This is a genomic window from Rhizobium leucaenae USDA 9039, from assembly GCF_000426285.1.
GTDB lineage: Bacteria > Pseudomonadota > Alphaproteobacteria > Rhizobiales > Rhizobiaceae > Rhizobium > Rhizobium leucaenae.
Genome location: NZ_AUFB01000002.1, coordinates 271,113 through 293,174, shown reverse-complemented (window position 1 = coordinate 293,174; position 22,062 = coordinate 271,113). Strand labels below are relative to the sequence as shown.

The 22,062-nt window shown below is 60.5% G+C and carries 21 protein-coding genes and 2 tRNA genes; 10 read left to right on the top strand and 13 right to left on the bottom strand.

What is annotated here, in order from left to right:
• Positions 1-128: 128 nt before the first annotated feature.
• On the top strand, positions 129-1,193 hold the full coding sequence (locus tag K290_RS0104160) for a 3-deoxy-7-phosphoheptulonate synthase (RefSeq protein WP_028750704.1): 1,065 nt from the start codon (positions 129-131) through the stop codon (positions 1,191-1,193).
• A gap of 111 nt (positions 1,194-1,304) precedes the next feature.
• Here the strand turns inward: K290_RS0104160 and K290_RS0104155 are convergent, their stop codons facing one another.
• Positions 1,305-2,087: a class I SAM-dependent methyltransferase gene (locus K290_RS0104155; protein WP_028750703.1), complete on the bottom strand. Its 783-nt coding sequence runs from the start codon at positions 2,085-2,087 to the stop codon at positions 1,305-1,307.
• A gap of 168 nt (positions 2,088-2,255) precedes the next feature.
• On the opposite strand from K290_RS0104155, the gene K290_RS0104150 reads away from it, so the two are divergent.
• Positions 2,256-3,146 carry a LysR family transcriptional regulator gene (locus K290_RS0104150; protein WP_028750702.1) on the top strand — a complete coding sequence of 297 codons (891 nt, stop codon included), beginning with the start codon at positions 2,256-2,258 and terminating at the stop codon, positions 3,144-3,146.
• 281 nt (positions 3,147-3,427) lie between these two features.
• Positions 3,428-4,318, top strand: a complete 891-nt coding sequence (locus K290_RS33805; RefSeq protein WP_081670219.1) for an alpha/beta fold hydrolase — start codon at positions 3,428-3,430, stop codon at positions 4,316-4,318.
• Positions 4,319-4,439: 121 nt separating this feature from the next.
• Here the strand turns inward: K290_RS33805 and K290_RS37165 are convergent, their stop codons facing one another.
• From K290_RS37165 to K290_RS0104110, 6 genes are all read right to left on the bottom strand, one after another.
• Positions 4,440-4,871, bottom strand: a complete 432-nt coding sequence (locus K290_RS37165; RefSeq protein WP_154668552.1) for a DUF6314 family protein — start codon at positions 4,869-4,871, stop codon at positions 4,440-4,442.
• Positions 4,868-5,395 carry a peptide-methionine (S)-S-oxide reductase MsrA gene (msrA, locus tag K290_RS0104135; protein WP_028750700.1) on the bottom strand — a complete coding sequence of 176 codons (528 nt, stop codon included), beginning with the start codon at positions 5,393-5,395 and terminating at the stop codon, positions 4,868-4,870. The genes K290_RS37165 and msrA overlap by 4 nt, the downstream gene beginning before the upstream one ends.
• Entirely contained in the window at positions 5,392-5,841 is a 450-nt protein-coding gene (msrB, locus tag K290_RS0104130; protein ID WP_028750699.1) for a peptide-methionine (R)-S-oxide reductase MsrB, read from the bottom strand. The genes msrA and msrB overlap by 4 nt, the downstream gene beginning before the upstream one ends.
• Positions 5,842-6,028: 187 nt before the next feature.
• Complete coding sequence (locus K290_RS0104125; protein WP_028750698.1) at positions 6,029-6,526, bottom strand: GAF domain-containing protein; 498 nt, start codon at positions 6,524-6,526, stop codon at positions 6,029-6,031.
• 42 nt (positions 6,527-6,568) lie between these two features.
• Positions 6,569-7,306 (bottom strand): pentapeptide repeat-containing protein, encoded by a 738-nt coding sequence (locus tag K290_RS0104120; protein ID WP_051263942.1) that lies wholly within the window; start codon positions 7,304-7,306, stop codon positions 6,569-6,571.
• Between the two features lie 887 nt (positions 7,307-8,193).
• Positions 8,194-8,270 (bottom strand) — tRNA-Pro (locus K290_RS0104110).
• 303 nt (positions 8,271-8,573) lie between these two features.
• On the opposite strand from K290_RS0104110, the gene K290_RS0104105 reads away from it, so the two are divergent.
• Positions 8,574-8,969 (top strand): hypothetical protein, encoded by a 396-nt coding sequence (locus K290_RS0104105; RefSeq protein WP_028750696.1) that lies wholly within the window; start codon positions 8,574-8,576, stop codon positions 8,967-8,969.
• Positions 8,970-9,093: 124 nt separating this feature from the next.
• On the opposite strand, the gene K290_RS0104100 is transcribed toward K290_RS0104105, so the two are convergent.
• Positions 9,094-9,168: transfer RNA gene (locus K290_RS0104100), tRNA-Gln, on the bottom strand.
• Positions 9,169-9,326: 158 nt separating this feature from the next.
• On the opposite strand from K290_RS0104100, the gene K290_RS0104095 reads away from it, so the two are divergent.
• Both K290_RS0104095 and K290_RS0104090 read left to right on the top strand, forming a co-directional pair.
• The gene (locus tag K290_RS0104095; protein ID WP_028750695.1) at positions 9,327-9,626 is read left to right on the top strand and encodes a cupin domain-containing protein; all 300 of its coding nucleotides are present in this window, start codon (positions 9,327-9,329) and stop codon (positions 9,624-9,626) included.
• Positions 9,623-10,531 (top strand): MBL fold metallo-hydrolase, encoded by a 909-nt coding sequence (locus tag K290_RS0104090; protein ID WP_028750694.1) that lies wholly within the window; start codon positions 9,623-9,625, stop codon positions 10,529-10,531. The genes K290_RS0104095 and K290_RS0104090 overlap by 4 nt, the downstream gene beginning before the upstream one ends.
• 6 nt (positions 10,532-10,537) lie before the next feature.
• Here the strand turns inward: K290_RS0104090 and K290_RS0104085 are convergent, their stop codons facing one another.
• A complete protein-coding gene (locus K290_RS0104085) occupies positions 10,538-11,470 on the bottom strand; it encodes a DUF1499 domain-containing protein (RefSeq protein ID WP_028750693.1) in 933 nt (310 codons plus the stop codon).
• Between the two features lie 243 nt (positions 11,471-11,713).
• On the opposite strand from K290_RS0104085, the gene K290_RS0104080 reads away from it, so the two are divergent.
• Entirely contained in the window at positions 11,714-12,130 is a 417-nt protein-coding gene (locus tag K290_RS0104080; RefSeq protein WP_028750692.1) for a hypothetical protein, read from the top strand.
• Between the two features lie 122 nt (positions 12,131-12,252).
• Positions 12,253-12,519 (top strand): hypothetical protein, encoded by a 267-nt coding sequence (locus tag K290_RS0104075; RefSeq protein WP_028750691.1) that lies wholly within the window; start codon positions 12,253-12,255, stop codon positions 12,517-12,519.
• A 27-nt stretch (positions 12,520-12,546) separates the two neighbouring features.
• On the opposite strand, the gene ppdK is transcribed toward K290_RS0104075, so the two are convergent.
• The gene (gene ppdK / locus K290_RS0104070) at positions 12,547-15,213 is read right to left on the bottom strand and encodes a pyruvate, phosphate dikinase (RefSeq protein ID WP_028750690.1); all 2,667 of its coding nucleotides are present in this window, start codon (positions 15,211-15,213) and stop codon (positions 12,547-12,549) included.
• A 155-nt stretch (positions 15,214-15,368) separates the two neighbouring features.
• Here ppdK and K290_RS0104065 point away from each other — a divergent pair, with 155 nt between their 5' ends.
• Entirely contained in the window at positions 15,369-15,686 is a 318-nt protein-coding gene (locus K290_RS0104065) for a type II toxin-antitoxin system RelE/ParE family toxin (protein WP_245276465.1), read from the top strand.
• A gap of 9 nt (positions 15,687-15,695) precedes the next feature.
• The gene (locus K290_RS0104060; RefSeq protein WP_028750688.1) at positions 15,696-16,028 is read left to right on the top strand and encodes a HigA family addiction module antitoxin; all 333 of its coding nucleotides are present in this window, start codon (positions 15,696-15,698) and stop codon (positions 16,026-16,028) included.
• A gap of 17 nt (positions 16,029-16,045) precedes the next feature.
• Here the strand turns inward: K290_RS0104060 and K290_RS0104055 are convergent, their stop codons facing one another.
• From K290_RS0104055 to K290_RS0104045, 3 genes are all read right to left on the bottom strand, one after another.
• Positions 16,046-17,371, bottom strand: coding sequence for a hemolysin family protein (locus tag K290_RS0104055; protein WP_028750687.1), 1,326 nt, complete (start codon positions 17,369-17,371; stop codon positions 16,046-16,048).
• Positions 17,372-17,513: 142 nt separating this feature from the next.
• Positions 17,514-20,975, bottom strand: coding sequence for a chromosome segregation SMC family protein (locus tag K290_RS0104050; RefSeq protein ID WP_028750686.1), 3,462 nt, complete (start codon positions 20,973-20,975; stop codon positions 17,514-17,516).
• Between the two features lie 234 nt (positions 20,976-21,209).
• A complete protein-coding gene (locus K290_RS0104045) occupies positions 21,210-21,947 on the bottom strand; it encodes a DsbA family protein (RefSeq protein ID WP_028750685.1) in 738 nt (245 codons plus the stop codon).
• Positions 21,948-22,062: the final 115 nt, after the last annotated feature.

Sequence of the window (22,062 nt, the reverse complement as noted above, 5' to 3'; positions counted from 1 at the left end):
GCTGCTCTCAGCGGAGGCGGGCCCGTGCGTAGGTAAAATCGACGCAATGACATAGACCCGAACAGCCGCTAGTCCTACCTGGCGGCTTTTTTGTCGGCACGGTATGACCCCAAAAAGGAACCAATACCGTGTTGAATTCCACTGATGATTTGCGAATTGTCGAGATCGCTGCCCTCACCCCGCCCGCCAGCATTATAGCTGAGATCCCGCGGGACGAGGCCGTCACCACGACCGTGACGGAAACGCGCAGCGCCGTTCACCACATCCTGAACAATGACGATGATCGATTGATCGTGGTGATCGGCCCCTGCTCCATCCACGACCCCGTCGCGGCGCGCGACTACGCCGCCCGCTTGAAGGAACAGCGCGACCGCTTCGCCGAGCATCTCGAAATCATCATGCGGGTCTATTTCGAGAAGCCTCGAACCACGGTCGGCTGGAAGGGTCTCATCAACGATCCTCATCTCGACGGCAGCTACCGCATCGAAGAGGGATTACGCATCGCCAGAAGCCTTCTGGTCGACGTCAACGAAATCGGGCTGCCGGCGGGCTGTGAATATCTCGACACGATCACGCCGCAGTACATTTCCGACCTGGTAAGCTGGGGTGCGATCGGCGCAAGGACGACCGAGAGCCAGGTTCATCGCCAGCTCGCTTCGGGTCTTTCATGTCCTGTCGGCTTCAAGAACGGCACGAATGGCGACGTCAGGATCGCGCTCGATGCGATCGTGGCAGCCTCGCAGCCGCATCATTTCCCGGCCGTGACCAAGGAAGGGCTTGCAGCGATTGCCTCCACACGCGGCAACGAGGATTGCCACCTCATACTGCGCGGCGGCAAGCAACCCAACTATGACGCGGCGAGCGTGCAAGCGGTATCGGCGCAGGCTCAGCAAGCCGGACTTGACCCGCGGATCATCATCGATGCCAGCCATGCCAATAGCGGCAAGAACCCCGAGAACCAGCCGATGGTTGTCAGCTCCGTCGCAGAGCAGATATCCGCCGGCGACCGTCGCATCAAAGGCATGATGATGGAAAGCAACATCGTCGGCGGTCGCCAGGATCTCATTCCCGGTAAAGCGCTGGTCTATGGCCAAAGCATCACCGACGGATGCATTGATTGGCCGACGTCCGTCCGCACATTGGAAGAACTGGCCCTAGCCGCGCAAACAAGGCGGCGGATGCCTCGCCAATAATATGTCGACCCAGGGGTCGTTCACCCAACACACCTTGGCGAACGGTCCCTGCGCCTTTCAAGTTTGCCCTCGCCGAACGGCAGAGGACAAACCTTCGTCTCTCGATGGGGATCAGGATCGTCCGCCACTTACGACCAGCTTCAGCGACCCCTCGAATTCCGGCTGCATGCGCAGATGCCCGTATTTGGCATCCCATGTACCGTCCTCAAGATCGCGTCCGAGATCGGCCACGAAGCGGTCGCCGATCGAAGCATCGACGAAGCTCCAGGCGGAATTGGCGAGACGGGCACCCGGCTCCAGCAGGCGTTCCGGACGCCCATAATAGGCCTCGCCGAAACCGTCCGTGCAATTGAGCGGGATCGGCACCGGAATGACCTTGGCATTGCCGCCCAATCCCTCGCTGATAATCGCCATTTGCGGATAACGGCGTGCCTCTACCGCGATCACCTCGGGTGCATAATCGACGAGCCAGAAGCGATCGAGCTCTTCGGGGTCGGCGGTCAGGATCAGGATGGGACCGCGCGTCACCCGCCGCATCTCGGCGAGCCCTCCCGGCAGATCGGACCACTGATGCACGGTGAATGTCGCCATGCAGGCATCGAAACTGCCGTCTGCGAAGGGAAGCTTCTCGGCGGTGGCATCGATGGCGGCGGGCAAATGCGCCGGCCGTTGCGCCCGCATCGAAGCGGACGGCTCAACCGCCGTCACCGCGCGATCAATGGGCTCATAGGAGCCGGCGCCGGCACCGACATTCAGAACGCTACGGGCATTGCCCAATGCAGCATGGATAAACGCCGCAATATGCGGATCCGGCTGGCGGTATTTCACGTAGTTCGCGCCAATGACGCCATAATTTGCGTCACCGGCGCTGCCGTCCTGATGTCTGTTGAGCATCCTATCTTCATCCTCTTTTGTCTGGTTGCGCTAACAGCCCCGTGGCTCTCGCATTCAGAACTTCATTGTTCCCTTAGTGAGAAAAAATACTTTGTAAGCAGGACAAAACATTATGGCATGCAGGAAGAAAACCGATATGATCGAACAAAACTTGTTCGGAAATCTCACATGGCCCGCCGCATCCCATCTCTGAACGCATTACGTGCCTTCGAAGCCGCCGGCCGGCATGGACGGATGACGCTCGCGGCTGACGAGCTGAACGTGACGCATAGCGCCGTGAGCCGTCAGATCCAGCATCTCGAGGATGTGCTGGGCGTGCCGCTGTTCGAGGGACCGAAGAACAAACTGCGGCTGACGGAGGCGGGTTCGACCCTGTTATCCGGCTTGGTCTCCGCTTTCGATCAGATCGACATGTCGGTGCGGTCGGTTGCCGATACGGAAGAGGGATCGCTCGATGTCTCCTGCCCCGGCACCTTTACCATGCGTTGGCTGATCCCGCGGCTTTACCGGTTTCAGGCGGAGTATCCCAATATCGAGGTTCGGCTGACGGCGTCGTCTCGTCCGGTCGATTTTACGCGAGACGGGTTCGATGTTGCGATTCGGGTCGGCGCGGCGCCCTGGCCCCAGGGCGCCGAGGTTATCTCGCTTTTTCCGGAGCAGACAGGCCCGGTTCTGTCGCCTCCCCTCATAAAAACCGCTGCCGGGAATTTCGCAGGCGTTCCGCAGCTTCATACCAGAACCCGCCTTCGCGCCTGGGGTGATTGGCTGTCGCGGTCAGGTGCGCCGGTCGAGGCCGGAGGGCGCGTGGAATATGAGCATTTCTATTTCATGCTGGAGGCTGCAAGTGCCGGCCTCGGCGTCTGCGTCGCGCCTTGGCCCTATGTGACCGACGATATCCGCTTCGGCCGCCTCGCCGCCCCACTGGGTTTCATCGACAGCGGCCATCATTACGTGGCGCTGCGGCGCGCCCGTCGCAATCGAAAATCGGTTTTGTTCTGCGAATGGCTGCAGAAGGAAGCGCAGGCATTCTTGGCCTCGCATCCGGCCCCGATTGACTAGCTAAGGGCGCAAGTGCCAGCCGCGGCGGCGAAATCTGGCGGCCGGCCAACGTCGCGAAACAACGTAGCCCAGAACCATGCCGCCTTGACACTTGACCGCTTTGGAGGTGCCATCAGCTGGGCAGGATGTTCCCGCGTTTGGTGGAACATCGTGACACTTCGGCTGCCGCGCGCTCTTTCAATGGTTGGCCCGGCATTTTCAACGGTTCCTTCCACATTCTTTCTCACGCGCGCAGAATAGAATGCTTCCAACAGTTTCGATGCTGACAAGGAGGAACGACGATGAAGGTTCATAATGTTATTGGCGGCGCAGGATTGCGACTGCATGTTCGCGAGTGGGGAAATGAAGACGCGCCCTCGATCGTCTTCATCCACGGATGGTCTCAAAACCATCTTTGTTGGAAAAACCAATATGAAAGCATGCTTGCCGCGGATTTCCGCCTCGTCGCCTTGGACCTGCGCGGTCACGGCATGTCGGACGCACCGCTTGAAGCAGAGCATTATACTCAACCGCAGCTTTGGGCCGAGGATATCGCCGCTATCATAGATCAACTCAACCTTGGCAGGCCGGTTCTTGTGGGCTGGTCCTACGGTGGCTTCATTATTTGCGACTATCTCCGTGCCTATGGAACTGCCCATGTTGCGGGTATCAACTTTGTGGGCGGGGCAACGACGCTAAACAAGGCGGCGCTCGGCACTTTGATCGGCCCTGGCTTCCTTGATCATGTCGTTGGCGCTACGGGCGAAGACCTGCCTGGCAACATAGAAGCAATCCGCAATCTCGTGCGCGCGTGCACCTATTCGCAACTGTCTTCCGACGAATTCGAGACGGCAATTTGTTGGAACATGGCCGTGCCAGCGAAGATCCGGGCTGCTCTGCTGGCCCGCGAGATCGATTCCGATGATGTGCTGAGCGCACTTGCGGTGCCTGTCCTGGTAAGCCACGGCCAAAAGGACACGGTGGTCCTGCCGGCGATGGCGCAGCACCTTATGGCACTGTGCCCTGAAGCTACAGCATCGTGGTACGTCGAGACGGCGCACGCGCCTTTCCTGGAGAATCCTACCAGATTCAATGGTGAGCTATCCCATTTTGCATTGGGCGCCCATGCCAGTGAGACCACAGCCGCAAAGGAGCTATCGAATCGTCGAGACGACGTCCCTGGGCTGGTCTAGCAGGCTAAATATGAAAGAGCCTAATGCATGTCGCGCAAAAGTGTACGGCGGTTTTGCGAAAACGACATGCACAAACAAGGAGCTAAAGCGTGGAAGCGAATCTGAAAGACCGCGACGAGCTTTAGCCGCGCCGATAGTGCGCAAGGCTCACATAGTGTTTTCGCGGCCCCTGCACGTGCCACATCTCGGCCCAGGCATCCGGATTGCGAAAGAAAAGACGGCCGCGATAGAGATCGGAGCCGCATTGATGAGCAAGACGCTGCGAGGCGTCCTTTCCGATGCGGATGAATTCGGTGAGATCGGGGAAGTAGACGCTGACATGCTCAGGCGCGCTATGTAGCCGGTAGATACGGCTGCTTCTGAGCGTCCCGTAGTCCGTCGTCGTGCCGCCATGCTCCTCGAATTGGTGCGGCGTGACGAAAGCCTGCCCTTCGAAGTGGACAAAAGAGGCGTTGAGGCGGTCGATGATCTTCCGCCTCACGTCCCATGTGCCGAGGTAGGGTCTCAGCCGTTCATCCATGACCGCGCCCGGCAACCCGTGTCCGTCATTCACGATGCCGCGCGCTGCGTGGCATCGGCTTGCCTGACGGGCAGCTTCCAGCCGGGGCGGACGAAATGGCAGGTATACCCGTTCGGAATACGCTCCAGATAGTCCTGATGCTCCGGTTCGGCTTCCCAAAAGTCGCTAGCCGGGGTGACTTCGGTGACGACCTTGCCCGGCCAGAGACCGGACGCATCGACATCGGCGATGGTGTCCAGGGCGACCCGCTTCTGCTCGTCGCTCGTATAGTAAATAGCCGAGCGATAGCTCGTGCCGACATCGTTGCCCTGACGGTTGCGCGTGCTCGGATCATGGATCTGGAAGAAAAACTCCAGAAGATCGCGATAGCTGATCTTTTCGGGATCGAAGGTGATCTCGATCGCTTCGGCATGGGTGCCGTGGTTGCGATAGGTCGCGTTGCGGACGTCGCCGCCGGTATAACCGACGCGCGTCGAAAGGACGCCGTTATAGCGGCGAATGAGGTCCTGCATGCCCCAGAAGCAACCGCCGGCGAGAACTGCACGTTCCGTAGTCATTGGATATCCTCCACTTGGTCGAGATAGGCGCCATAACCTTCGGCTTCCATGCGATCACGATGCACGAAACGAAGGGAGGCGGAGTTGATGCAATAGCGAAGACCGCCGCGATCCTGCGGTCCATCCGGGAAGACATGGCCGAGATGGCTGTCGCCATGGATGGAGCGCACTTCGGTGCGCAGCATGCCGTGCGAGAGGTCGGTCAGCTCGTTGATGTTGGCAGCTTCGATCGGCTTGGTGAAGCTCGGCCAGCCGCAGCCTGAATCGAACTTGTCGGAAGAGGCAAACAGCGGCTCGCCCGATACGATGTCGACATAGATGCCGGGCTGCTTGTTGTTGAGATATTCGCCCGTGCCCGGACGCTCGGTACCGCTTTGCTGCGTCACGCGGTACTGCTCGGGAGACAGCTTCGCTATAGCCTCGGACGTCTTGCTGTAGTTCTGCATTCCTGTTCTCCTTGCCCTCAGACGCATGTTTCGAACTCGACCAGGTCTACGAAAGAACACTGGATATCGTTACAGACATCAAGCTCGATGAGCGTCGCGGGAGTGGTTGCGACGGAAATATAGGTATGGCGCAAACGATTTGCCATATCGCACACGGCGGCGTGATGCGCCGGCCATCTAGCGGCGATCAGTCGTCCCAGTCGCAGGCAGCCGCATAGATCGTCGCCAGCGCCTCGATGCCGGCCTGGTCGTCGGTGTCGAAGCGGCCGGCAAGCGGGCTATCGAGATCGATCACGCCGAAAACATGGCCATCGCGAAACAACGGCACCACCAGCTCCGAGCGGGAGGCGGCATCGCAGGCGATATGGCCCGGAAAAGCATGCACGTCTTCGACAAGGATCGACTGCTCCCTCTCGATCGCCGTCCCGCACACGCCGCGGCCGACCGCGATGCGGACACAGGCCGGCTTGCCCTGGAACGGGCCGAGCACGAGTTCGTCATCCGACTGCAGGAAATAGAAGCCGGCCCAGTTGAGGTTCGGCAGCATCTGATAGATCAATGCCGACGTGTTGGCGGCGTTGGCGATCGGATCGGTTTCGCCGTCGAGCAGCGCCTGCAACTGACCGGCAAGCTCGCGATAGAATTCAGGTTTGCTGTCATGCTGGATCGTCTTTTCTGCAAACATCGGATTGCTGCCTTTCGGTTGTCTCGTTACCGGCGGGATTACTCAGTCCTTGTCGTCAGGCGGACAAGGCCAGTTCTCCGGCGCTTTCAGCCCAGCGGGCAACTTGGTCGCCTTATCGCCGCAGGCAAGATCGATCTGCTGTTGTTCCAGGCCGGTGGCCACCGAGAGATCGAGCCCTTCGATGCGCGTCAGATACATGAAGGCGCCGCCGAAGGCGACCGGGCCCTTGATCATCGCGCCGCTCAGAGCGGCACGGGAAAGATTGGCGAGTGAAAAATTGGTTCCCCCCAGCACAGCCTTATCGAAATCGGCGCGGCCAAGCTCGGCCTTCTGAAAATCCGCGCTGGTAAGCTGCGCGCCGCCGAATTCGGCCCGCTGCAGTTCGGCGCTGGCAAATGCGGCGCCATTGGCCACGGCGTTGCTGAAATCAGAGCGATAGGCCTCGATCCGCGAGAAATTCGCCCCTTCGGCGTGCGCATTCTTCACCCATGCGCGGACCAGCGTTGCCTTTTCCAGATTTGCCGAGGTGAGGTTGGCGTTGCTGAGATCGGTACCGTCGAAATGAGCGCCGGCAAGATTGGCTCCGTGCAGGTCGCTGCCCTGCAGCATGATGTTGTTTTTACTGCATTCGCTCCAATCGAGGCCTGGCGAAGCAACACTGCCGCAATCGCCGGCTTGCGCAGATTTGTGCGCGCCGGATACGAGCAGGATTGCAACGGTCAGCGCCAGCCCGGAAAGACCGGCGACGACGAGCCTATCGCTCGCTGCAAACCAACTCAAAGCCGCACCGTCATTTCGTCCCCGCCTAGACCGCATCCTTGTCCCTCGCTTCGTTTCCCATGCGGGCGCCCCTCCTCGGCATCGAGTGAGCTGTCCCGTTCCAACTCTGTATATAGTGTTCCCGCGACGAAAAACGCCATGCCGTAAAAGGATATCATGCGGCAACCGCCATCGGCGGTTTGTTGCGCCGATAGAAGGCCTTGAGGAGAGGATAAACACAACGTGGGAATTCGGGAAGAATGCCCTCCGGGAGCGCGGTAAAATCTTAGGCAGCGTCGACAGGAGGCACGCCAAACGAGAAGTGGCCTGGCCGAGGGAAACGGCCAGGCCACCATGGGCGCAGATTGGAGGTCAATCTAATCTAGCAGCCTAATAGTAAGGCGACCTTAGTTTTTGTCAACAAGCCAGTAGCGGCTTCGCCGCGGCGTTGACGCTGCCCTTATTGCTATTCCGGCAGCCCGGCACGCCTCACATCAGTAAAATTCAAAATAGTGACAAAAAATTGGGCCGCCGGTCGGGGACGATGTGGGCGGCCCAGTGTGGCTACAGGTGCAGCCACGTAGGCGGAAAGTCGCCTAACGGTTAGATAATATCATTCAATATTTAAATTTCAACGATATTTTTGAATTAATTAAATTGGTTTTTAATCGGTGAGTCCGCGACCTCAGCGTTTAAACCATTCGGTACCAGAGCCCCTTGGACAACTAGCCTAACTAAATATCGTCCATGCGAAGAGCCCGGCATCAACTCTCAAAAGACTCCGTCGGCCGCACCCAGATCCAACGGATGGCACCGTTTCCACAACCGAATGGAAGGGACGATAGAAGGAAATGACTAGCACCGAAGTCCAAAAACGAAAAAAGCCCGCAGATGCGGGCTTTTCAAGCTGGTCGGAGTGGAGTGATTCGAACACTCGACCCCCACGTCCCGAACGTGGTGCGCTACCAGACTGCGCTACACTCCGTGACCAGCGGCGCTTCTATAGACCAGCCCTTTTTGATGCACAAGCACCAAAATCAAAAAAACCAATTGATTTTTGACGAAAAGATTACAGAGGCAATTGCTCAGAAAATCGGCAGAAAAACAGGTCTCGAACCGGCCGAAGTGCGTAAGACGCAACACCTTTGGCAAAATCCCACGTCTTCACGCGGATTGGAATTTTCTTTTGTCGCCTTTGGCGCTAAAGCCTTAGCGGGACAGGCGGAAATGTCGTGGGACAGCGGCGTTTCGCCAGCCGATTGCGAGACAGAAGCTCAAGGACGATACGATGAATATCCGCATGATCACCGCGGCAGGGCTGTTGCTGGCCCTGGCCGGCTGCTCCACCACAGGCACAGCTCTTCCGACGATTGCCAGCAACCCGGTTCAGGACCGCTGGGAAGGCCAGTCGGCCGGCCGCTTCTTCGCCTCCTACGGCCCGCCGATCTCCGATCGCGACGAAGGCGGCAACCGCGTCTACACCTGGCGCGGCGGCTATAAGACGGTCACCGTCGGCGGCAAGAAGGGCGCAAAGAAGAGCAAGCTCTATCTGAGCTGCAAGGCCGATATCGTCACCAACCAGAGCTATGTCATCCGCTCGATCCATATCCTCGGCGACCAGCCGGGCACCAACGGCTCCTCCTACTGTGCCGAACTGCTGGCGCCGCCGGAAAAGGCGAGCTGAGTTTCTCGGATTATCGGGGATGGACTCTCGCAGGCGGCTCGAAAGGGTCGCCTGTTTTTGTTTTGATGGTGCGTTCGGCTGTTTTGCGGCCAAATCAATCAATTTAGATTTTTGGAAATTTGAATGGCTGGGGCGCCTGGATTCGAACCAGGGGATGGCGGTACCAAAAACCGCTGCCTTACCGCTTGGCTACGCCCCAACAGTGCGACATGGCGACTGTTCGCGCCAAATCGGCGTCTGATTAGCAAAGGTCGCATCCGCTCACAATCATTAAGTTATGCGTGAGCGCATATTTCTGTGTGCTTCCGGCGGGGCTATGATAGGGCTTGCTGTTTCAAAATCCACTCAGGAGATCCAATGAGCCAGTTTCGTGCCCGCCCTCCGGCCGTCCCTTCGGTGCTTGTGGACGACGCCGTGGTGCGCATCATCCGCTGGGATTTCGAGCCGGGCGCCGATACGGGGCATCATGTCCATGGTCTCGGCTATGTCGTGGTGCCGATGACGGATTGCCAATTCCTGATCGAGGAAGGGCCGGAAAGCCGGCGCGTCGATCTTGCCAAAGGCGCAGCCTACCGGCGCGATGCGGGCGTCGAGCATAATGTGGTCAATGCCGGGTCGGAACCGATGTCCTTCATTGAAATCGAATACAAACGATGAGCGTTCCCGAATTCGACCTTGCCTTCGAGCCTGCCTATGGGCGTGCCGTGCCGATTGCGCCCGGTGTCGAACGGCTGACGGTCAACAATCCCAGCGCCTTCACTTTTCACGGCACCAACAGCTATATCGTCGGCGGCTCGTCCGTGGCGGTCATCGATCCGGGCCCGGAGGACGAGGCGCATTTCGCGGCCCTGATGGCAGCGCTGAAGGGGCGCGAGGTGACGCATATCTTCGTCAGCCATACCCACCGCGACCATTCTCCGCTCGCCAAGCGGCTGAAGGAGGCAACGGGTGCCGTAACGGTCGGCGAAGGGCCACACCGCCCGGCGCGGCCGCTGCATAAGGGCGAGATCAATCCCTTCGCCGAAAGCTCGGATACGGATTTCCTGCCGGACATCGCGCTTGCCGACGGCGAAAGCGTCTCTGGAGACGGTTGGGAATTGACCGCGCTTTTGACACCCGGCCATACGGCCAATCATGCGTGCTTTGCGCTAGAAGGCAGCGGCATCGTCTTTTCCGCCGATCATGTCATGGCCTGGGCGACGACGATCGTCGCGCCGCCCGATGGCTCCATGGCCGATTACATGGCTTCACTCGAGCGACTGCTTGCCCGCGACGACCGCCGGTTCTTTCCCGGTCACGGCGGCCCGGTGATGGAACCCGCCTCCTTCATGCGCGGTCTCAGGACCCATCGGCGCATGCGCGAGCGCGCCGTGCTGGAGCGCATCAAGGCCGGCGACCGCCTGATCCCCGACATGGTGAAAGCCATCTACCGCGACACCGATCCTCGCCTGCATGGCGCAGCCGCACTCTCGGTGCTGGCGCATCTGGAGGATCTGGTGGGGAAAGGTCTGGTGGAGACGGACGGCCCGCCGGCGTTGTTCGGAACTTACAGGCTGGCGTAAGCGGCTTCAGCTTCCGGCAATGCCGAGGAGTTCCGCATCCAGCGCCTTCAGATAGGTTTCGGCTATATTGGCGCTGATGCCGAGATCGTCCTGGCCATACCGGGAGGCGACGCGGACATCGACCAGCGTCGTCTCCGCCTCTTCACGCAGGCGGATCAGCACATCGAAATTCAGGCCGAGAATGCGGGTGCGGGTCTCGCCCTGCAGGACGACATCGGAATTCTGGCGGATCAGGTCCGCCACATCGTCGCGGAAGGGACGCGGCGTCGGCACGGGGACGACGTCGGGCATGTCGGTGACGGCAGTGTCGTCCGGTGTCTGGCTTTGGTTCTGCCGCGGCGCGCGGCGCTTCGGCTTTTCATTGCCGTTCGGATCAACGACATCTGCGCCTTCGGCCTTGACGATGGTGATGTGGTTGTCCTTGGCGACCTTGCGCACCGCTTCGAGCACGCGGTCGACGGCGCCTTCGTAACGACGGCCGGTCAGCGCCGGATAGGCGGTATATTGCGCCTCGCGGTCCTGCGGCGTCACGAAATGCCTTGCCGGCAGCCAGATCTGTTCTGCCCGGGGGGGCGCCAGCCATTCCGGGGCGTCAACGAGATCGGTGGAGACATCGTAGATGGCGGGCCGTGTCCAGTAGCGCTCCACGCCGATGCCGACGATCGCCAGCGGCAGCGCGGCGTAGATCAGCGCCTTGAAAGCCGAAACGCCGCCTATGGCGGCAAGCCGCCAGAGCTGCGACAAGCCGATGACGGCAAGCAGCACCGCCAATGCGGCAAAACCAGCGGAAATCAGCATCAGCAGGACGAAATAGGGCGTTTCCAGCGGCCCGAATCGATGGCCGACCAGAATCACCGCGCACAGCACCAGCGCAAAGGACGCAATCAGGCGCGCGGCACGGGCGGCATGGGAAACGGGACGGTCGAAGCGAATGGTCATCAAAAGCTCGTCGGCGCGTCGGATCGGAAGGCGGATGCACCCCAATCCCGAGGTCGACTTCATGTTTAGAGCAAGAAATGGCGAAAATAAATCGGCTCTCGGTGGGGATGAACAACATCCGACTGCAAACCGGTTGCAGGGGTTAGTGAGCGCAAAATGTGAGTACTTGCTTAAATTATCAAAAGAGGCCATGCTTTTTGGGGTTTTGTTTAGGCCATGAAAGGACTTGAGGAGATGGAAACGATGCAATCGCTGGACATCGCCGCCAAGCCGCTGCCTGCGGCCGCCGGCACGGTCGCCGATGCCGCCGACCCCACGCTGCCGCTCGAACTCCTTGAGCTTGAATTATCGCTCGAAGGTTTTTCCGGCGGGGAGGCTGCCTTTTGCGAAGCAGTGCGGGATGCCGCCCGGGCTGCGCACGGCGAGTTTCTCTTCGATCTTCCGGCCACAGGATTGATATCGGATTGCCGCCGGCTTGCGGTTCTGCGGATCCCGGAGGGTGGCGAGACCATGCGCGTCATCTTCGCGGTGCTCGACGAAGACGATGCGGAAATCCGCCTGCTGCAGCCGGATGAGGAGACCGAGCCCCTGCTCCGCTTCGCCGATGCTTTCGTCGATCTGCTGCAACGCCTGCCCGCAAGGCCGCGTGACGACGCTTGAGCTGTTTAAGTCTTACCATGCCGTTCAACGGTTCGTGATGAACTGGCGGCAATATGCCTTTCGCACCTTATCGAGGGAGACTATAGTTTTCGCGTGCATATCTGTGCCGAGGATTTCGAGTCATGCGTATTTTTCCCGCACTTTCCCTCATTGCCATGGCGCTGGCTTTAACCGCCTGTCAGACGGCAGAAGAGATTCGCGCGGCGGATGAGGCGAGATGCAGCAGCTACGGCTTTCGCCGCGGCACCGAGAATTTCGCCAATTGCCTGATGAATCAGGATCTGAGCCGGCGCGCCGATCAGCGTGCTTTCATGGAAAGCAATGATGATTTCTTCTGGGGACCGTCCATCGTGGTAGGACCGGGATATTATCATCACCATTGGCATTGACCGCTTCGTCTCTCCCCGCGATGAAAACTATGCCTTGCCTCTGATTGCCGCCTGCGCCGCCGCGAGCCTTGCGATCGGCACGCGGAAAGGCGAACAGGACACATAATCCAGTCCGATCTCCTCGCAAAACTGGATCGAGGCCGGATCACCGCCATGTTCGCCGCAGATGCCGAGCTTCATATCGTTGCGCGTGCGGCGGCCGCGTTCGGCCGCGATGCGGATCAGCTCTCCGACACCGTCGAAATCGAGCGAGATGAAGGGATCATGCTCGATGATCCCCTTGCGCTGATAGGTGGGAATGAAGGCGGCGGCATCGTCGCGCGACATGCCGAAGGTGGTTTGCGTCAGGTCGTTGGTGCCGAAGGAGAAGAATTCGGCCGCCTCGGCAATGATGTGCGCACGAAGGGCAGCGCGCGGCAGCTCGATCATCGTGCCGACAAGATAATCTATCTTCATCTTCGCTTCCGTCATGACGGCGCGGGCCACCGCATCGATACATGTCTTGACGTAATCAAGCTCCGAACGCAGGCCGACCAGCGGCACCATAATCTCCGGCACGACGGCCGCACCCGTCTCTTTTGCGGCGGAGACCGCCGCCTCGAAGATGGCTCTGGCCTGCATCTCGACGATTTCGGGATAGGAAATTGCCAGGCGGCAGCCGCGATGGCCGAGCATGGGATTGAACTCATGCAGCGCATCGACACGCTGGCGCAATATGGCCGGCTCCATGCCCATGATGCCGGCAACCTCGGCGATCTCCTCGTCCGTCTTCGGCAGGAACTCGTGCAAGGGCGGGTCCAGCAGGCGGATGGTCACCGGCAGGCCGTGCATGATGGTGAACATGCCGGTGAAATCGAGCCGCTGCATCGGCAGGAGCTTGGCGAGTGCGGCGCGGCGGCCCTCCTCGCCTTCGGCAAGGATCATCTCCCGCATGACATGGATGCGGTCGCCTTCGAAAAACATATGTTCGGTACGGCAAAGACCGATGCCTTCGGCGCCGAAGGAACGGGCCGCGCGGGCGTCGGCCGGCGTGTCGGCATTCGTTCGCACCGTCATGCGGCGCGAATGGTCGGCCCAGGCCATGATGCGGCCGAAGTCGCCGGAGAGTTCCGGCTGGATCATCGGCACCTCGCCCTTCAGCACCTGACCGGTGGAGCCGTCGATCGTGACGATGTCGCCCTTTTTCAGCGTGATGCCGATGCCGATCAGCTTTTCGTTGCGCATGTCGATGCGCATGGTGCCTGCGCCGACGACGCAGGGAATGCCCATGCCGCGGGCAACGACCGCCGCATGGCTGGTCATGCCGCCGCGCGTGGTGAGAATTCCCTCGGCGGCATGCATGCCGTGAATGTCCTCCGGGCTCGTCTCGATGCGCACGAGAATGACCTTGCGGCCCTCCTCTTCCGCGATAATCGCCTCCTCGGCGGTGAAGACCACCTCGCCTGTTGCCGCCCCCGGAGAGGCCGGCAAGCCGGAGCCGATGACCTCGCGGTGCACGCGCGGATCGATCGTCGGATGCAGGAGCTGGTCAAGGGTCGAGGGCTCGATGCGAGAGACGGCCTCCTCCTTGGTGATCACGCCTTCGTCGACCATATCGACGGCGACCTTCATCGCCGCCTTTGTGGTGCGCTTGGCGGCGCGGGTCTGCAGCATCCAGAGCTTGCCGCGCTCGATGGTGAATTCCAGATCCTGCATGTCGCGGTAATGCGATTCGAGCTCTGCGCAGATGCGGCGGAATTCGGCAAAGGCTTCCGGCATCAGCTTTTCCATCGACGGCCGCTCGTAGCCGGAGGCGATGCGGGCCGCCTCAGTGATGCTCTGCGGAGTGCGAATACCGGCGACGACATCCTCGCCCTGCGCATTGACCAGGAATTCGCCGTAGAGCTCCTTCTCACCCGTCGACGGATTGCGGGTAAAGGCGACGCCCGTGGCGGACGAATTGCCGAGATTACCGAAGACCATGGCCTGGATATTGACCGCAGTGCCCCAGGCTTCGGGAATATTGTGCAAATGCCGATAGGTGACCGCGCGTGGGTTCATCCAACTGGAAAACACCGCGCCGACGGCACCCCAGAGCTGCACCTCAGGCTCCTGCGGGAAGGCCTCGTCCAGTTCCTCTTCGATGACGGCCTTGTAGAGCGAGACAACATGCTGCCACTCAACGGCGGAAAGATCGGTATCGAACTCGTGGCCGAGGCGGGCCTTCTCATCCTCCAGGATTTCCTCGAAAATCTCGTTGTCGAGACCCATGACGACATCGGCATACATCTGAATGAAGCGCCGATAGCTGTCCCAGGCAAAGCGAGCGTCGCCGGCGTCGTGGCCGAGCGCCTGCACCGTGTCGTCGTTGAGGCCGAGATTGAGGACGGTATCCATCATGCCTGGCATGGAGGCGCGCCCGCCGGAGCGCACGGAAACGAGCAGCGGGCGAGCCGTATCGCCGAACTTGCGCCCGGTGACCGCCTCCATCTGCTTCAAGCCTTGCACCACCTGCGGCTTCAGATCTTCCGGAACGTTGCGGCCGTTCTTGTAGTAGAAAGCGCAGGCTTCGCTGACGATCGTCAAGCCAGGGGGAACCGGCAGGCCTAAGCTGCACATTTCGGCGAGATTGGCGCCCTTCCCCCCGAGCCGCTCATAATCCTTGGCGCGACCCTCGGCCTTCCCGTCGCCGAATGTATAAACCCACTTCGTCATCTTCCCCCGTCCAACTCCTAAGGTTGAACTTAATTGATTGAGGCGGAAATGAAAATCGACAAATGCGGCGAAATGTTGCGCCGCACAATAAATATCGGATCACAGTGTTGAAAACCGCGCCTGTTGCAATACATGCGTAAAGCGTCACTTGACGCATGACGTCCGCTTCACTAACTAAAATTATGAAGATCAGAAACGTGATTCATAAGGAGCTGCGCCGGTTCATCGAAGACGATGATGCCTCCGGCTTGCAACCGGCCTTCGTGCCGAAACTGCGACGTATTATTTCGTTCCTCCAGGACATGGAACAGGAGCAGGAATTACGGACGGTGCCGAGTTGGAAAGCGCATCTGCTCACCGGCGATCGTAAGGGCACCTGGAGCCTCTTTGTCACCAAAAACTGGCGGCTGACATTTCGGATAGACCGGACAGAAATTGAGATCATCGATCTCGATTATGAAGATTATCATTAGGAGGCGCCCATGAACGCTGCACAGGGCATCCGCATGAAAAATCCAGCCCATCCGGGCGGATTCGTCAAAAGCGAGATCATTGAAGCTCTTGAGCTTTCCGTCACGGACGCGGCCAAGGCGCTGGGCGTTACACGCCCCGCCTTGTCCGCGCTTCTCAACGAACGAGCCCACCTGTCGCCAGAAATGGCGCTCAGAATCGAGAAAGCATTTGGCGTATCTATGGATACGCTGATGCGGATGCAGAATAGCTACGACATTGCTCAAGCCCGCAAGCGAGAGGGAGAAATCGAGGTGGCACCATTCAAAGGCAAGCCAAACGACCCGCCATCGACCGCAACCTGATGATCGGATACAGGCGGCTAAGCCGGCCCCTCCCGCTTTGCCAGAATTTTGTCAATCCGCATGCCGTCCAGATCGACGATCTCGAAGTGCCAGCCGTCGAATATGAAGCTCTCGCCGACCTCCGGGATATGTCCGAGCTGGTAGAGGGCAAAGCCGGCAAAGGTGTGGAAACCGCTGTCTTCGGAACGATCGCGGAGGCCCAGCCTCTGGAAAGCATCATAGACCGGCATCATGCCTTCGATCAGCAGTGAGCCGTCGGCTCGCTCGACGATATCCGGCCCCTCGTTCTCCATATTCGGCAAGTCGCCGGCGATGGCTTCCAGCAGGTCCGTCTGCGTGACGATGCCCTCCAGGCTGCCATATTCATCGATGACCATGGCGAGACGGACAGGCGCGCGTTTGAAGCTTTCGAGCACTTTGAACACGGCCGTCGCCTCATGAACGATGAGTGGCTGCCGCATGACCGCTATCGGATCGAGCGACTGGCCGTTCAGGAGCTGATCGAGAAGATCCCTCTTCAGGATCATGCCGATCGGTTCGTCGATCGTCCCGCGACCGACGAGGAGCTGTTCGAACCGGCTTTCGCGAATGGCCTTCAGCATCTCCTCCGGCGTGTCCTCAGCGTCGATCCAGTCGACCTCCAGTCTCGGCGTCATGATGTCGGAAACATCGCGGTCGCCGATGTTGAAGACACGTTCGACCAGTTCCTGCTGCGCCTGTTCCAACAGACCGGCTTCCTGGCTTTCGGCGACCAGCATTTTGATTTCCGCTGGGGAATGCAGCGAACCTTCGCCGGCGCCCGGCCGCAGCCCGAAGAGGCGCAGAACCATATTTCCGAGACCGTTCAGCACCACGATGGCCGGGCGGAGCAGAAACAGGAACAGACCGAGCGGTCGCACCACACCTAGGGCGGTGCCTTCGCTGCGTTGCAATGCCAGGCTCTTCGGCGCAAGTTCGCCAAGGACGATGTGCAGGGCGGTGATGATAATGAAGGAAATCACGACGGCGACGGCGTGCGATCCGGCAGCGGCCCAGGTGCCAGGCAGAAAATCGAGAAGCGGCTCCAACAGATGGGCAAGCGCCGGCTCACCCACCCAGCCGAGAGCGAGCGAAGATATGGTGATGCCGAGCTGAGTGGCCGCGAGATTGGCGTCGAGATTGTCGACGGCCCGTTGCAAGGCGGTCGCGTTCATCCGCCCCTCCAGGACCAGTTCGGCCACGCGGCTGCGCCTAACGGAGACTAGCGAAAATTCGGCCGCAACGAAAAAACCATTGGCGGCGACGAGGAACAACACGGCGAGTATTCCGAGGAAATCGAAAATACCGCCATCAAATCCAGACATGCTTCCCTTCCGGGCGGATTAGCGCCACGTATTATTGATCGAAAAGAAATCTAACACGCTTTCCGGCTGTGCGGCAGCCGAAGCGGCAATTTCTTGTCGATATGGAAATAGTTTCTCCTTTTTCCAACCGGAAAAAGACGCCTCAAGCAATTTCCCGCAGTTGCTCCGCGGTTTGCAAATCAACGGAAACAAGCTGTGAGACACCCTGTTCGGCCATGGTCACGCCGAAGAGGCGGTCCATGCGGGCCATGGTGATGGGATTGTGGGTGATGACCACAAAACGCGTTTCGGTCGAGGCGGCCATCTCGTCCATGAGATTGCAATAGCGCTCGACATTGTGGTCGTCGAGCGGCGCGTCCACTTCGTCCAGCACGCAGATCGGCGCCGGGTTGGTGAGGAAGACGGCAAAGATCAGCGCCATTGCCGTCAGCGCCTGTTCGCCGCCGGAAAGCAGCGTCATGGTCTGGGGCTTCTTGCCCGGCGGACGGGCGAGGATTTCGAGGCCCGCCTCCAGCGGATCGTCTGACTCGATCAGTTGCAGCTCGGCCGTGCCGCCGCCGAAAAGATGGGTAAACAGCCGCTGGAACTGCACATTGACAACGTCGAAGGCAGCGATCAGGCGCTCGCGGCCTTCGCGGTTGAGGCTCTGGATCGCACCGCGCAGCTTACGGATGGCGTCGATGACGTCGTCGCGCTCCTTGATCAAGGCCCGCAGCCGCTCCGTCAATTCCTTGCTTTCTTCCTCGGCGCGCAGGTTGACGGCACCGAGGCGTTCACGCTCGATCTTCAGCCGCTCCAACTCGCGCTCGACCTCGCGCAAATCGGGAACATTTTGCCCCGCCGACAGGCCGGCAAGCCGCAGCACCTCGTGCAGTTCCACATTCAGCGCCTGGCGGATGCGCAACTCGCTTTCCTGGCGGCGCTCGCGGGCGGAAACCAGCCGCTCTTCGATACGGCCGCGTTTTTCACGGCTTTCCGCCAGTTCCGACAGCGCCGTTGCGGCCTGGCGATCGGCCTCACGCTGAACGATTTCCGCCTCGACCAGGCGATCGGCCGCCGCGCGGCGCGCCTCCTCGGCCTTCTGCAATTCATTCATCAATCCACGGCGCCTGTCATCGAATTCATCCGGGGCAAGATCCAGCTCAGCGGCTTCGTCGCGTGCTTCTTCTTCGCGGTCGCGCAAGGTTTGGATATGCTCTTCCGCACTGGCGGCGCGCTCGCGCCAACCGTCGCGCTCCTGCCTGATCGCGAGGATACGGCGCTGCCGCGCCTCATTTTCGCGATTCAGCCCTTCGTAACGGGCGCGCGCTTCGGCGAGCGCTCCGCGATCCGTGGCGACATCTGCCTGCTGGTCGCGCAGCTTGAGATCGATGGCCGCCAGATCGGGCGCATCCTCCAGTTCGATGCGGGCATTTTCATCTTGTACCATCACCTCTTCCATCTGCGCCTGCAGATGGCTGGCAGCTTCCGTGATGACATCGCGACGGCGGATCAGATCGCCGGAGGCGCGCTCCGCCATCGCCAATGCTTCGCGAGCCTCGGCGAGCTGGCGAGCAGCAAGTCGGCTGGTATCACGCGCGACGACAAGACGACTTTCCTCGGCCCGGATCGCGTCGCCGGCGATTGCCAACCGCTCCTCGGCCTCGGCCAAGACATCGCGCGCCACCTCGGCTTCGGCCTCAAGCTCCGCGAAACGATTTTTCTGTGCCAGCCGCAAAGCCGCCGCGCTGGGGGCGTCTGCCCCGGTCACATGCCCGTCCCAACGAAATACGGCGCCGTCCTTCGTCACCAGCCGCTGACCAGGCTTCAACGCCGGCATGAGACGCAGGGCGTCCTCGGCGGCGACAAGGCCGATCTGGCGCAGACGCCGCGTCAACGCCGCCGGTGCGCCAACATGCGAAATCAGCGGCACGACGCCTTCCGGCAAGGCGGGATCGGTGGCGCCGCTGCCGTTGTCGGACCAATAGACCGGCGCTTGCGGATCCAGCGGCGATTCCAGATCGTCGCCAAGCGCGGCGCCGAGCGCGGTCTCGAAGCCGCGATCGACGCGCAGCTCTTCCGCAACAGGTGCAAATGTCGCCGAAGCGGCTCCCGCTGCCAGCATATTGGAGATCGTGCGCGCCTCGGTTTCCAAGGCGTTCAACCGCGAACGGGCTTCATCGACCGGCGCGCGCGATAAAGCTTCGGTCTCACGGGCCTTGGAAAGCGCCGCTTCAACGAGCTGGATCGCCACGTCGGCATCGGCGACGACAGTTTCAGCCGCTTCGACCACATCGCGCTTTTCGCTCGGGTCCGGCAGGGTGGTTATCTTTTCGTCGATCGCGGCGAGCTCTCGGCCGGCCTCGTCCATCTGGCGTTCCAGCCGCATCTTGCGGTCGGCAAGATCGCGGATGGCGCGCTCGAGCTGATTGCGGGCGGCTGATGCCTCGGCGCGCTCGGCGGTCAGCGCGGTAAAGATACGCTCGCTATCGGCCAGCTTCGCGGCTGCCTCCTCGAAAGCCTCGCGCGTCTCCTCGGCAAGCCGGCCAGAATCGGCGAGGATATCGGCAATGTCGGCCTCCTCGGCATCGAGCTTGGCGAGGATCGCGGCATTGTCGGCGACGAGGTGTTCTTCACGACTGATATCTTCAGCCAGTTGCGCCAGCCGCCGGGTTAGTTCGTCGCGGCGGCGCAAAATACGGTTGGCATCCTCTTCGAGCTGGGTGCGAGCGATCTGCAGACGCTGCAACGCGGCAGCAGCTTTCGCCTCCTCTTCGCGCAGGTCCGGCAGCTTAAAGCTGGCGATGCCCTGCGCCTTTGCCGCCTCCATCTGGATCTGGGCCTTTTCCGCGACCAGAACGGTTGCCTGATTGAGGGCACTGTCGGCCTCCGCTTCCGCCTCCTTGGCCTGCTTCCAGTGGATGTGCAGGAGCATAGCCTCGCGGGCACGGATGTCGGCTGACAGCATCTTGAAGCGGTTGGCCTGACGGGCCTGGCGCTTCAGGCTCTCGATCTGACTTTCAAGCTGCGAGGTTACGTCGTCGAGACGCTCGAGATTGCCCTCGGCAGCACGCAGACGGAGTTCCGCCTCATGCCGGCGCGAATGCAGTCCGGAAATCCCCGCCGCTTCTTCAAGAAGCTGCCGGCGCGCCTGGGGCTTGGCCTGGATCAGCTCGCCGATACGCCCCTGCCCGACCATCGACGGCGAACGCGCGCCGGTCGAGGCATCAGCGAACAGCAGTTGCACATCCTTGGCGCGGGCCTCCTTGCCGTTGATGCGATAAAGCGAGCCCTGCTCGCGCTCGATGCGGCGGGTAACCTGGATTTCGTCGCTGTCGTTGAAGGCGGCGGGCGCCGTGCGGTCGCTGTTATCGAGATAGAGACCGACTTCGGCGGTGTTGCGCGCCGGGCGATTGCCGGAACCTGAAAAGATGACATCGTCCATGCCGGAGGCGCGCATGTTCTTGTAGGAATTCTCACCCATGACCCAACGCAGCGCTTCGACCAAGTTGGACTTGCCGCAGCCGTTCGGGCCGACGACGCCGGTCAAGCCGCGCTCGATGACGAATTCCGCCGGCTCCACAAAGGACTTGAAGCCGACGAGACGAAGCCTGTTGAACTTCATGAGCCGAACCTCCTTCTCCCCCACGGGGAGAAGGTCGCGCGCAGCGCGGGTTGAGGAGGCGTTATCGACGTGATTGCCTTTCGCTTTCGCTCAAGGCGCTCGGAGCTGGCGCTCCTCGCCCCCCTCATCCGGCCTTTCGGCCACCTTCTCCCCGCTGGGGAGAAGGCAATAGGCAAACACAAAAAAACGAGCGCGCGGGTTTCCCCGCCGCCCGCCGTTTCGAAAAGGCACGGATCAGAGAAGGCTATCGATGAGCTTCGACATGGCATTAACCGACATGTCCCCTGCATAACGCTTGCCGTTGATCAAGAAGGTCGGCGTAGCATTGACGCCGAAGTCTTTGGCCGCGCGTTCCCTAACTGAGTTGACATCATCCAGAAGCTTCTGGTTCGTCAAGCATTTCGTAAAGCTATCCTCAGTAAAACCGGCAAGTTTCGACATTTGCAGCAGTGCGGCACGGCCGTCGACATCCGGCGAGGCCCAAGCGATCTGCTGCTTGAACAGCATATCGACCATCGGGAGATACTGTTCCTGCGGCGCGCAACGGGCCAGCATGAAGGCGGCAGCAGCGCGCGGATCGAAGGGGAATTCGCGGATAATGAAGCGGACCTTGCCCGTATCGATGTATTTCTGCTTGATCGTATCGAAAGTGGTCGTGGCGAAATGCGCGCAGTGCGGGCAGGTCAGCGACATGTATTCGACGATCTTGACCGGAGCGTCTTCCTTGCCGAGCGCGATTTCCGGCAGGGGGCCGGGCTTCAGCACCTCGTTCATGTCGACATTGCCTTCCGACGACGGAACTGCATCCTCAGGCGAGGCGGCGCTGTTGGTGGTCTCCTGAGCACCGCCGGCCGTGGTCGCATTAGCGGCGGATGCGGTGTCGGCAAAGGCAGCGAACGCCAGGGAGAGAGCCGCAACGGCGGTGCCGCCCAGCAGGTGGCGTTTGGTCAAGAGCATGTCAGACATCGGCATAAAGTCACCCGTCGTTTAAGAGGTCTGTGAATGGTTCATTGCGATATAACGGCTAGTTGCTACTAACAAGGCACGGTTGGCCAACTTTCTTCAAAGAATTGTGACCTACCGAAGA